Annotated in this window: 10 protein-coding genes and 3 pseudogenes; 8 read left to right on the top strand and 5 right to left on the bottom strand. The window is 37.7% G+C overall.

The window, feature by feature from the left end; genetic code table 11:
• Together H540_RS0119415 and H540_RS33430 are read left to right on the top strand one after the other, a co-directional pair.
• Positions 1-490: amino acid permease (locus H540_RS0119415; RefSeq protein WP_034671487.1), on the top strand; the 490-nt coding region annotated here is incomplete at its 5' end.
• A gap of 11 nt (positions 491-501) precedes the next feature.
• Positions 502-648 (top strand): annotated as a pseudogene (locus H540_RS33430) (pyridoxal 5'-phosphate synthase lyase subunit PdxS); the annotation flags it as partial.
• Between the two features lie 185 nt (positions 649-833).
• Here H540_RS33430 and H540_RS0119410 read toward each other — a convergent pair.
• Positions 834-2,147 (bottom strand): MFS transporter, encoded by a 1,314-nt coding sequence (locus H540_RS0119410; protein ID WP_051317203.1) that lies wholly within the window; start codon positions 2,145-2,147, stop codon positions 834-836.
• A gap of 33 nt (positions 2,148-2,180) precedes the next feature.
• On the opposite strand from H540_RS0119410, the pseudogene H540_RS34785 reads away from it, so the two are divergent.
• Positions 2,181-2,321, top strand: a pseudogene (locus H540_RS34785) (group II intron reverse transcriptase/maturase); the annotation flags it as partial.
• A 236-nt stretch (positions 2,322-2,557) separates the two neighbouring features.
• Here H540_RS34785 and H540_RS0119405 read toward each other — a convergent pair.
• Positions 2,558-3,208: a GntR family transcriptional regulator gene (locus tag H540_RS0119405; protein WP_028402044.1), complete on the bottom strand. Its 651-nt coding sequence runs from the start codon at positions 3,206-3,208 to the stop codon at positions 2,558-2,560.
• 436 nt (positions 3,209-3,644) lie between these two features.
• Here H540_RS0119405 and H540_RS31495 point away from each other — a divergent pair, with 436 nt between their 5' ends.
• From H540_RS31495 to H540_RS0119380, 5 genes and pseudogenes are all read left to right on the top strand, one after another.
• Positions 3,645-4,325, top strand: coding sequence for an RraA family protein (locus H540_RS31495; RefSeq protein ID WP_051317202.1), 681 nt, complete (start codon positions 3,645-3,647; stop codon positions 4,323-4,325).
• A 184-nt stretch (positions 4,326-4,509) separates the two neighbouring features.
• Positions 4,510-5,682, top strand: coding sequence for an aminotransferase A (locus H540_RS0119395; RefSeq protein WP_028402043.1), 1,173 nt, complete (start codon positions 4,510-4,512; stop codon positions 5,680-5,682).
• A 34-nt stretch (positions 5,683-5,716) separates the two neighbouring features.
• Positions 5,717-5,974 (top strand): annotated as a pseudogene (locus tag H540_RS0119390) (peptidase M20); the annotation flags it as partial.
• A 161-nt stretch (positions 5,975-6,135) separates the two neighbouring features.
• The gene (locus H540_RS0119385; RefSeq protein WP_028402041.1) at positions 6,136-6,807 is read left to right on the top strand and encodes a DUF421 domain-containing protein; all 672 of its coding nucleotides are present in this window, start codon (positions 6,136-6,138) and stop codon (positions 6,805-6,807) included.
• Between the two features lie 354 nt (positions 6,808-7,161).
• On the top strand, positions 7,162-8,553 hold the full coding sequence (locus H540_RS0119380; protein WP_028402040.1) for an APC family permease: 1,392 nt from the start codon (positions 7,162-7,164) through the stop codon (positions 8,551-8,553).
• A gap of 37 nt (positions 8,554-8,590) precedes the next feature.
• Here H540_RS0119380 and H540_RS33420 read toward each other — a convergent pair whose 3' ends face one another.
• From H540_RS33420 to H540_RS0119365, 3 genes are all read right to left on the bottom strand, one after another.
• On the bottom strand, positions 8,591-8,761 hold the full coding sequence (locus H540_RS33420; protein ID WP_155891081.1) for a hypothetical protein: 171 nt from the start codon (positions 8,759-8,761) through the stop codon (positions 8,591-8,593).
• A 12-nt stretch (positions 8,762-8,773) separates the two neighbouring features.
• Positions 8,774-9,346, bottom strand: a complete 573-nt coding sequence (locus tag H540_RS0119370; protein ID WP_028402039.1) for a cysteine hydrolase family protein — start codon at positions 9,344-9,346, stop codon at positions 8,774-8,776.
• Between the two features lie 486 nt (positions 9,347-9,832).
• Positions 9,833-11,950: SH3 domain-containing protein (locus H540_RS0119365; protein WP_081415210.1), on the bottom strand; the 2,118-nt coding region annotated here is incomplete at its 5' end.

Here is an 11,950-nt window from a genome sequence, read left to right as displayed (position 1 = left end):
ATCAAGAATGCTTTGGTCATTGGCCAAAAACGACATGGCTCCAGCTTTTTTAAAGAAATTATCGCCACGCGGCATTCCGTTAAATGCGCTAATTATGACGATATCTATTTCCGCCCTGTCTCTTCTGACGAGTGTTGTTGCGGCTGAAACCGTGTATTTATGGTTAATTTCGATTTCTGGAGTTATTACAATTATTGTATGGATGTCCATTTGCGCTTCTCAATTCTCTTTCCGTAGGCGCTATCTGGCTGAAGGCGGAAAGTTGGAAGACTTGAAATTCAGAACTCCTCTTTATCCAATCGTTCCAATTCTTGGTTTTGGACTGTACGGCATTATCTTAGTAAGCCTTATCTTTATGCCTGATCAGAGACTAGGAATTTATTGTGCCGTACCATTCATTATTTTTTGTTATGTGTACTATCATTCTGTTATAAAGAAAAAGCTTCAAAATCAAGCAAATGAATCTGATTTAATAGATAAAGCCCAATAAGTAAACAATAATTCGCACGTTCAATTGTAGAAGCAACAACTCACTATGAAGATTATGCACTCATTGCTAGTCTATCAAAAGGATTAGGTAATGCAATGAAAGGGATTAAAATTTCAACATTGTTACCAGAGAATCGTATGCAAGAACGTGGTTGGTGAGGATGTTATTTTAGGCTATGCTCTAATTCCAAACGGCTTATATATGAGTTCAACTTTATTTCGGGCAAATTTCACCTTTTTGGTGAAATTTGCCCTTTTTCCATCCGTATCTTTGTATATCTAAGATTTAAGTATTGGAATTATTGCAATACTGGAAATATAGTTTCTATAGTTGTAGTTGTTTATTATTTTTCTGGAACGAGTGGGTGATCAGGTTTAATAAAGAACCATAAAAAGATAGCCAGCCCAATCGGAATAATATTAATTAAAAGTGTCGTATTCCAGCCTAGTTCTTGAGCAAACCACCCGCAGATAATAGGAGAGGTAATTCCTCCTATACTTCCCCATAAATTCATCCAGCCACTAACAGAACCTGCAAATTCCTGCCCTAAATCATTTGCGATGGCCCAAGAAGTAACGATAGGAAGTCCAAGCGCACCAAGAGCAACCGTTAACCAAAGAACGTTTAACCACGCATTTGTAGCGTAAGCGGCAAAATACAGACCTATAATAAAGACGATAAATCCGACAATGGCCAAGCTACCACGAGCCATCATACGAGAGTTTGTTTTTTGTAAAATCATATCTGAAATGGCTCCTCCTGCTAATACAGTCAAACAGATGGCTAGCCACGGAAAACTAGCTGCAAAACCCATTTCTTTTAAAGAAAAATGTCTTGCTTCCATTAAATAAGTAGGTAACCATGTTAAGAAAAACGTATTCATATAGATAACAACAAGATATTGTATTCCAACTGCCCAAAATCGAACATTTTTTAAATACTGTTTCCATGGAGCAGATTTTTTTTCTGAACTAGTAACGCTGCGATTTTCAATAATAAGCAACTTTTCTTTAGTGGAAACCCAAGGGTGCTTTTCAGGTTTGTCACGGCCTACAATATACCAAACTAAAGCAATGGCAATACCAGCGATCGCAAAACTATAAAAAACTCCATGCCATCCAAAGGCTTCCATAATTGCAACTGAAATACTTGGTGCAACAACAGGACCAAAGAAAGAACCAGCTAATAACGCACTTGCTGCACGTCCTTTTTCATGCTTTTGAAACCAGTATGAATTAAAAACAGCGTTTCCGGGATACATTGGCCCTTCGCCCATCCCGAACAAAAATCTCACAATGCATAGTACAACATAAGAACTAGCTGCTGCTGTCATTGCAGTAAACACAGACCACCATGTAACAGCAATAGTAATAATATTTCTTGGTCCAAATCTTTCCGAAAGCATCCCTCCAGGAATTTGAGCAAAGCAATAACCTAAATAAAACAATGAAGATAACAGTCCAAATTGGACTTTATCCATCTTTAAATCTTTCATCATAGGTTGAGCTACGACAGAGATATTAGCTCGGTCCATGTAAGCAACTAAACCTATGATGAAAAAAACAACTGCAAGCCCCCAACGTAGCCCCATCTTCCTTTCTTTTACTTGAGGAGTTGTAGCCGCTTCTACTTGTTTTTCAACATTTGACTTTCTCATTATTTATTCACTTCCTTTGTAAGATGGATATAAGCATACGAATGGGGAAATTCCAGACAAGGTTATTGGCGCATCGCTGCTAGCCCTCTAAACAAAGCCCTTGGCAACTCCTACTGGAGTTGCCAAGGGCTGAGAAGTCTATATCAGCGATACAACGAATTGCGTTATACTTAGTTGAACCGCTGTATACCGAGCGGTACGTACAGTAGTGTGAGAGGTCAGGGATTAGTCACTTCCGCCTACTCGATTACATATTTTTGGCTATTTCAAAAAAATAACGGCCTACAATTAGTGCAATGCAAGCTAAAAAACTCTTTACTCTCGTTTAGCTTGATGGGCCTGGCGTGCTACCCCTATTAGTAAATGTATTTTTCTGTTACACATCTGGGTTCGAGAGAACGTACTCTTTATTATGAATCTAAAAGCGTTTTTCTACCTTTTTGTAAATGCTCTTCCATATGATGAACTGCATTTTCTGTATTGCCTTTTTCCAGTTCTGTTAAAATTAAAAGATGTTCCTCATAAGTTTCCTTTAATCGTTCTACCTTTTTCGTTAAAACTTTTTTTCCGTAAAAGCTTAGTTTTTCTTCAATACTCTTAAACATCTCAAACATTTGTTCATTTCCTATAAATTCCATAATCTTAAGATGAAATGCCGTATCATATTTTAGAGACAAATAAAGATCTTGATTTTTAATCTGTTCGTATTGTTGATTTAAAATACTTTTTAATTCTTGTACCTGATGTTGTTCAATAGTATGGGAAAGTTTTCTTATTGCAAATGTTTCTAGGACCATTCTTATTTCATAGACTTCATTTACTTGTTGTACAGAAGTATCGCAAATATAAATGCCTTGCTTAGGGTGAATGCGAACAATACCTTCATACTCTAAACGCTGAAGGGCTGAACGAATAGGTGTTCGACTCATTCCCAACTGTTCACTCAAATATCCTTCGGAAAGAAATTCTCCAGGTGATAAATCCCCGTTCATAAGCAGTTTTTTTATCATTTCATAAGCATGGTCTTTTAAAAAGCCTCTTTTTGGTTGCGTTTTTTTCATATTATCTATCCTTTGGTCAGTTTTTAGTATTACATAAAAGATACTACATAAAAGAGTGTATAAACAAGGAAGTTAGTTCAAGTTAACTATTATTTCAAACTTTTTTAAAGACATATATACAAGTGAATAAAAAAACCGTCTTTTTATAGTGGGGAAAGATCCTCCGGCGACGTGCAGAAGCGGTTAAACCTTTGTAGTGGTTCATGCAAGGGTAAACCAGAGAGAAGAAGCATACCATACTCCCTTTTGGCTGCACATAGCACATGGAAATGTTGAAATTATAATTCACTCATATATAAATAAAATTCAGAAAATATTGACGTAACCCTATTTACGTTGTATACATGTATTATATATTATTAATACAACGAACGCGAATTCCCTCATTTATTAATGTTTTTAGGATTTCACTTATAAAAAAAGGAGTATCTATACTATGATAACCATCAATTCTGTAATTCAAAGACCGAATCCAGACATTGTAAAACGATTAGGTGATATTTCACCAAGTGATTATGGTCATCGTTTGAATTTTCAATTAATTAATGCGAGAAAAATTAAGCCGGTGTTTCCATTGGAAAACACCTTTGCTGGTCCGGCAGTGACTGTTCGAATCCCCCCAAATGACGGTTCATTAGTCTATAAAGCCTTGGATATTGTAAAACCTGGCGATGTAATAGTGATTGATATGAATGAAGAAGAACGTTTTGCATGTTGGGGAGAAATTACCACAAGAGTTGCTATGGAAAAAGGAGCTATTGCTGCGATTATAAACGGACCAGTTACAGATACTAACATTATTAGGGATTTAAAATTTAATGTATTTTCTTACGCTATATCACCTTTAACAACGAAAATGTATAGTCTCGATGGTGACGTTAACGTACCGATATCTATTTCAGGTTGTATTATAAAACCTGGCGATATTGTTATCGGCAGTAATGATGGCTTATTAGTAGTACCAAACGAGGATATTTCAACTTTTCTTGAAATAGGTGAAGCGGAAAAGAAAGCTGATGAACGTCGTCGTGTCGAGTTACAAGAATTAGGGGTTGAACAATATTTACGCCGTTTTGATCCTCTGTGGGATAAGATGTTAGAAAATAAAAAGAACTAAGCCTTTAAATAAGCTAACCTAGCATTCTTTTTATAAAGAACTTTTAATTGATACTTTATGTTGCTGCTTTTTCGAAATATGTTGTTATGGCTCCTTATCAAACCTGACCGTCCATTGGTTCCAGCAGAATAAATAATAGAAAACAGTTAAGAAATCAAAATTTTTATAAGAGGTGATGGATTAAATGAAAGATTTCATAAATAGAAACGTGTCTACCATTCAGGTTCCTGGCATAAGGAAATTCTCCAATATGGTTGTCCATTATCCAAATTCTATCAACCTAACTCTTGGCCAGCCTGATTTTCCAACACCAGAACATATAAAAGAAGCTGCTATTTCAGCCATAAGACAAGACCAAACGACTTATACGCATAATGCTGGATTGTTGAGTCTTCGAAAGGCAGCCGGCGATTTTGTATACAAAAAATATAATCTCTCTTATAACTCTGAAAACGAAATTATTGTTACCAACGGAGCGACCGAAGCAATTGATACCGCTTTTCGGACCATTTTGAAGGAAGGGGACGAAGTTATTCTTCCTGTGCCTATTTATCCTGGATACGAGCCTCTCATTAAGTTGTGTGGAGCTACTCCAATATACGTTAACACTGTACAAAATCAATTCAAAATTAATGCGGAGATGATTAAGGATAAACTAACAGAAAGAACACGCTGCATTGTTCTTTGCTCACCATCTAATCCTACGGGGAGTATATTAGATCAAGAAGAGATAATTGAAATTGCTAAAGTAATAAAAGGTAAAGATATTTTTGTTGTATCAGATGAAATTTATAGTGAATTGGCTTATGACAAGAAACATTATTCTATTGCCTCTGTTCAAGGGATGAGGGAGAAAACTATTGTTGTTAACGGTCTTGCGAAGTCTCATTCAATGACTGGATGGAGAATTGGCTTTACATTTGCTCCTGCTTATTTATCGGAAGAAATGCTGAAAGTTCATCTTTATAATTCAGTTTGTGCAAGCACTATTAGTCAGTATGCGGCGATTGAAGCTTTAACAGAAGGCATTGATGATCCAATTCTAATGGTTGAAGAATATAGAAAAAGAAGAGATTATATTTGCAAACGACTTACTAATATGGGACTAGCTGTCATCAAACCAGAAGGTGCCTTTTATGTATTTCCTTCAATAAAAAGTACAAAGATGTCATCGTTCGATTTTGCATTACAATTGCTGCAACAAGCAGATGTTGCAGTTGTTCCTGGTGATGCATTTTCACAATATGGAGAAGGATTTATAAGGGTCTCTTATGCAACTTCTATGGAACTGCTAGAAGAAGGCCTAAACCGAATGGAACAATTTATTCATTTGATAAAAAATAAAGCGCTAACATGAAAAATAAAGAAACATGTTGAAAGGTGGAAATTGTATGTATAACAAAATTAGCCATATGACAATGTCTGAGAAAGTTGAAGCGCTTACAAGGTCTCTTGTCAATATAAAAAGTATTAACGGAACAAGCGGAGAAGTGGAAGTAGCTAATTTTATAAAAGAAACGCTTCTAAGCTTTCCCTATTTTCAACAACATCCCTCCCAGGTATGGGAACAGCCGATTCCTAATGATCCACTCGGTCGGAAAAATATTTTTGCATTTGTAAAAGGAAATAGTGATAGTCAAGAAACACTTTCAAGAAATACGTGAGTTAAATATTCCTTCTATTAATATGGGTGTCAGGGAGTGGTTATGGTAGTGTAATATGTACTGCTTTCGTGACAGTTTCTTTTTTATTTTTTATAAAAATGGAAACTATATATAATAGCAATCCATTGCTTTAGGAGGAAATGAATATGAGTTTTATGCACAACGCTGCCGAATTGTTAGTCGGATTTTTTGGTTTGTTTTTCATAACAAAACTTCTTGGAAAAAGAACACTTATGCATATTACGATATTCGAATTCATTTCGGCACTTGTGCTCGGAGACCTTGTTGGAAATGCTCTTTATGATAATGACGCCCAATTGATACAAATTGTGTTTACTATAATCTTTTGGGGAGGTTTAATGTTTTTAATGCAAATTGTAACACAAAAAAGCATACGAATGAGGGGATTTCTGGAAGGAAGACCATCCATTATTATTCACAAAGGAAAGATTCGTTACAAAGAGTTAAAGAAAAACCGTTTAGACTTAAACCAGCTTCAGCATTTGCTGCGTGTAAGAGATATCTTTTCTATTAGGGAAGTAGAATATGCGATTTTGGAAAAGGATGGTACGGTGAGCGTCATGAAAAAATCAGCATATGCGATCCCGACAAAAGCTGATCATAAAATGTCAAACAAGCCGCCTTCTTTGCCTATTACATTCATTAGTGATGGAAGGTTATTGAAAGAAAATTTGATATTAAGCGGTTTTAATGAAACATGGCTACAAAAAGAACTCAATAAAAAAGGAGTTCGCCAATACCACCAAGTATTGTATGCAGAATGGGAAAAAAACTCCTTATATGTTGAGAAATATTAACTCGCCTTCATTAATATAACTGGCAAGTAAGAACCGAATGGATGGAATGGTGCAAAGAGGTGCCGGAATATCACAAATAACGAATGGCTCCATTACGAAACTACACATAATTAACTTTTGTTCACACAAAATACACATTTTCGGTTATAATAAAAACAAGTAAAGAAAACTATGGTTAATGAACGAACAAGCCCCCGGTTGCCGCCGGGGGTTTGTTTTTTTGTAGAAATTTCTATCTGTTTAATAAATAAAAACAACATAATTGTACAACAATACCGATGCACAAGCTTTAAAAATATGTTAAACTGATAAAGTTTGTATGAATTTTGAGAATAGAGCGGAGAGGGAGAACGTATGAAACAACTCTTTCGAAAAAAGCCTATACAGGACTTATTGTTAAACCGTGACAAAGATCTTCAAAAAACGTTAGGAGCGTTTGATTTGGTTCTTCTTGGCATCGGTGCAATTGTGGGAATCGGGATTCTTGTGCTAACAGGCATGATAGCTGCGAATTACGCGGGTCCGTCTGTTATTTTTTCTTTTATATTATCAGCAGTTATTTGTGCGTTTGTAGCGTTTTGCTATGCGGAGCTTGCTTCGACGATTCCGGCTTCCGGAGGCGTGTACACATATTCGTATATAACAGTGGGAGAGCTTGTAGCGTTTTTGATGGGATGGGCGCAAATGCTCATGTATACATTGGCGGTCGCAGCGGTGGCAAATGGATGGTCAGCTTATTTTGTTTCGCTGCTGGAAGGGTTCGGTTTGAAGCTTCCGAAAGCACTGCATACGGACCCGATGCAAGGTGGCATTATCAATATACCGGCCGCAGCAATTGTTCTTTTAATTACGTGGGTATTAACACAAGGGGCAAAAGAGAGTAAACGAATTACAAATATTATGGTTGGAATTAAAATCCTCATTATTGTTGTATTCGTTGCTGTCGGAATTTTCTATGTAAAGCCGACAAACTGGATGCCTTTTATGCCGTTCGGATTTAAAGGGGTTATAACGGGAGCAGCGGCTGTGTTTTTTGCCTTTTTAGGCTTTGATACAGTAGCGGCTACAGCGGAGGAAGTGAAGCGCCCGCAGCGTGATTTGCCGATTGGTATTATCGGATCGCTTATCGTTTGTACGATTTTATATGTCATCGTGTCTCTGATTCTGACAGGAATGGTCTCTTACAAGCTATTGGATGTGTCTGATGCCATCGCATTTGCCCTTCATACGGTCGGACAGAATGTTGTCGCTGGTATTGTGTCTGTCGGAGCGCTTGCTGGAATCACGACAGTAATCTTAGCATATTTATATGCGGGTGTTCGAATGCTGTTTGCGATAAGCCGCGACCAATTATTGCCGAAAGCTTTTTCAAGCATGCACCCGAAGACAAACATACCAACCTTTTCTACATGGCTTCTTGGATTAACGGCCGCGGCTCTTGGCGGCTTAGTAAATTTGCAGGCACTGTCAGATTTAATTAATATGATTGCGCTTCTGACATTTATGATGGTAGCATTGTCGGTCATTTTACTGCGCAAAACACATGCGAATCTGCAAAGAGGATTTAAAGCGCCGCTTGTACCGTATTTGCCGATGCTCGTAATAGGCTGCTGTTTATTTTTGATGACAAGATTCGCATCGGAAACGTGGCTGTATTTGGCAGTTTGGCTGGCCTTAGGTATGGTTTCCTATTATTTATATACAAAACCGGCTTCTTATGAAGCGAAGCGAGAGAAAGCTTCATAATATGGAAGCCCTTTGAGTTCATTCAAAGGGCTTTTTGTTATAGGAATTTGTTTGGTGAAGGCGGAGCGTATACGTAAATTCCATTCATATCTTCAATTAGTTCTACTTTCAACGTTGCTAGCTCTTTAGGAAAATTTACAGTAATGACATTGTCTTTCTTCTCTATAATGAGTTTTTCATCCCGATAGCGCCGCTTTCGCTTTTTCAACTGGATCGCCTTCTATTGATTTGATAGTATCGCGTTTTGTTCGCGAAGCATGTACTCGTCTGTACCCAAAACTTCTGCATACGTACCGTTTAAAGAAGCCAGAATTGTACTGTGCACATAGGCAGCTGGAATAGATGCAGTTTTGAACAACAAATCGCGTGTGGCACATGCATCATGAATCACAATACAAGAAAATCCATAATCAAAGGCAGCTCTTGTTGTAGCATCAACGCACATATGCGTCATCATGCCGCAGATAATAAGCCTTTCAATATTTTGTTCTTTTAGCTGCTCTAATAAAGAAGTTTCTCTGAAGCTGTTGGGATAATGCTTGATAATCACTGCTTCATCAGTGAGAGGATGTACGTGTTCATGAATGAGCACACCTTCCGTGTCTGGAAGAAAGAATGCAGCGTTCGGCTTAGTGGATACGTGCTGAATGTGGAAAACGGGCTGATTTGTTTCGCGAAAATACGTAAGCAGCTTTTGCGCTTCCTTGCTGGCTTCTATCGGATTGCGCAGCTCCATGCGCCCTTTCGGAAAATAGTCATTTTGAATATCAACAAGTATAAGAGCGGTTGTCATAATCTCTCCCCTTTCTGTTCCCTGTTATATTCCATGGCTGTAAAACCTTTTCCTTTTCAAAGCGGAACGAACGAAAAGGTTTTACATTTTCTTAAAGGAAAGATTTATTATGTTAACAGCTTTTTTACAAAGAAAAGCTCCATGAAAATGATCTCTTTAAATTCCGGGACTTGAATACAACGAGAAACACTCAACTCAGTGCCGTAAAACTATATATGAGTGAATGATAAATTCGACATTTGCATGTGCTATGTGCAACCCAAAGGGAGTATGGTATGCTTCTTCTCTCTGGTTTACCCTTGCATGAGCTAAAGGTTTGACCGCTTCTGCACGTCTTTTAATCTCTCCCCACTATCAAAAGATGGTTTTTTTACTTGTATATAATAAGAAAAGTGACGAAAGGAAGCCTTCCGTCACTTTTTGTGGATAATAGAATTGTTCATTAAATGGTTTTCTGGATTCTGTTTCTTAGAATATATAACATTATTAATACGCTTGAATGAGTTTTATATCTTTGGCATTTATAAAAACACTATTATATTGAGGATTGTCTGAAAAAACTTCGTAATATAAACCTTGAGGGGTCTGAACGGAGCCCTTAATAGCCACGATAATCTCCCGGCTGGTTACCCCGGCCTTTTGTCCTCCTAGATTTTGTAATAGTGTTACACCAGCTGAGATTTTACTTAGCTGATAGGCTTGATGATTACGATCTCTGTACATTGTATCTAATTTGTGCATCAATGATGCAATTCCTCTTGCCCAGCTGCTGTCACTTGCATACAGTACATTCATTCCGCGTGCTTTATCACCGATAAAGGCGCCGTTATAGAACTGGGAACCAGGTGTTAAATAGTTTTTATTGATATATTGGGCACAGAATTCAATTCCTTGCTGTAAGGTTGCAAATGATGCCGCTCCTCCATACGGATTAGAATCGACTGCTTGAAACCCAAATAAATTATGTTTCTCCTTAGCGATTCGGCTTGTTCCCCATCCTGATTCAATAAGTGCATGTGCTAATAAATAACTTACATTTATATGCTGCTTATTAGCTGCTTCAATAAAGTATTGACCTGTACCAATTAATGGGCTATCAGGGCGATTCGCTTTAATAAATGCATCTAATTCTGCTGCTGTATAGGAAGCAGGAACCCGCAGCGGCAAGTATTCAAAATATTGATAGCTGTCTTGTCCCCCGATGGATGTTCTGTCAAAGGCTTCATATTGTATTCCTGCTGACAGATGTGCCGGGGCATATCCTTCATTAAAGGTATAATAACTGTTTGTGCTAGAGTCATAGGAGTTATAAATTATGTTTCCTGATTTCACCGTATAGTAAGAAGTAGCGGCATGTAACATATTCGGATACAAGGTTACATCCTCCAATGTAACATATCCATTCTGTCCGTCTAAGGTAACATAAACAAGAGAACCGACAGTTTTTACAAATTTTAAATCAGTGTTAGGCGCTACGTATGTAAGCTTTTGATTTGTATTGCTGTCATAAATATTAGCAAGCTTATTTGTTCGAACGAAGCCGTTTTTCATATTGATAATTTTGCCGTTTCGTGTGAGATATCCATCCTCTTGTAATGCAGCAAAGGCAGCTTCAGCTTCTTTCTTGTGTGGCTGTAATATTGTATGAGAGGAAGTTATGACGGAATAGGAAACGGTACTTGTATTCGTATCCAAATAGCCGAGGGATACATACGCTTCTTTTCCGTTAAATATTATCTTGGCCCAGCCATTCACTTTACTGATGATACTCACCGTTTGTCCCTTGTTGAGCTTTCCTACCAGAGATCCGCTCGTTGATGGAGCAGACCGAACATTTAAGGCGGATGCTGTAACGATGGTTGTCTCTTCTTGAGTAAGAGTCTGCACCGCAAGAGAGGGAATGAAGCCTTCTTTATTGTTATAAAGGATTTTAATCCAGTCCCCATCCTTAGAAATAACGGAAACCTCAGCTCCTTTATTTACTGTCCCAATAGATTTGGAGGAATAGGAAGCGCCTTCTTGGACTGTTGCTTGAGGTACAGTCACCGTTTGTTTTAACTGCGAATTTTGCGGCGTATCTGTGGGTGCAGTATTAAAACGCAAGAATTCTAAGGAAACATAAGCCTCTTTTTCATTAAAGAGAATTTTAGCCCATCCGTTGCTCTTGCTGAGGACAGAGACAGATTGCCCTTGTTTTAGCTTTCCTAGAATATTTGCTTGTCCAGAAGCAGAAGCGCGTATATTTAAAAGATTGACATTTACAAGTCCAGTTTCAGAATGATTAGCTGAAGGAGCTTCATTTCCAACAGATGTCGGTTTGGCAAGTTGTAAAAATGCTAGGGAAACAAAAGCTTCTTTGCCATTGAACAGGATTTTAGCCCAGCCATTGTCTTTACTGAGGATAGAAACAGATTGTCCTTGATTTAATTTGCCCAGAACAGCACCTTGTGCAGAAGCAGAGGCTCGTACATTTAGGCGATCAGCATTGATAGTGCCAGTTTCAGCTGCAACGGACGAATTGTTATTCGTTGGCGGTTGTGGATTAGGAGCTGAAGCGTTAAAACGCAAAAATTCTAAAGAAACAAAAGCTTCTTTGCCATTAAA

The sequence above is a fragment of the Ectobacillus panaciterrae DSM 19096 genome (genome assembly GCF_000430785.1).
Classification (GTDB): domain Bacteria; phylum Bacillota; class Bacilli; order Bacillales; family Bacillaceae_G; genus Ectobacillus; species Ectobacillus panaciterrae.
Note: the sequence above shows the minus strand (reverse complement) of the source record. Positions and strands in the feature narration are given on the sequence as shown.

Excerpts from the sequence above, each read along its gene's own strand:
- H540_RS0119410 (WP_051317203.1), bottom strand. The coding sequence starts at position 2,147 with ATGAGAAAGTCAAATGTTGAAAAACAAGTAGAAGCGGCTACAACTCCT.
- H540_RS0119405 (WP_028402044.1), bottom strand. The coding sequence starts at position 3,208 with ATGAAAAAAACGCAACCAAAAAGAGGCTTTTTAAAAGACCATGCTTAT.
- H540_RS31495 (WP_051317202.1), top strand. The coding sequence starts at position 3,645 with ATGATAACCATCAATTCTGTAATTCAAAGACCGAATCCAGACATTGTA.
- H540_RS0119395 (WP_028402043.1), top strand. The coding sequence starts at position 4,510 with ATGAAAGATTTCATAAATAGAAACGTGTCTACCATTCAGGTTCCTGGC.
- H540_RS0119385 (WP_028402041.1), top strand. The coding sequence starts at position 6,136 with ATGAGTTTTATGCACAACGCTGCCGAATTGTTAGTCGGATTTTTTGGT.
- H540_RS0119380 (WP_028402040.1), top strand. The coding sequence starts at position 7,162 with ATGAAACAACTCTTTCGAAAAAAGCCTATACAGGACTTATTGTTAAAC.
- H540_RS0119370 (WP_028402039.1), bottom strand. The coding sequence starts at position 9,346 with ATGACAACCGCTCTTATACTTGTTGATATTCAAAATGACTATTTTCCG.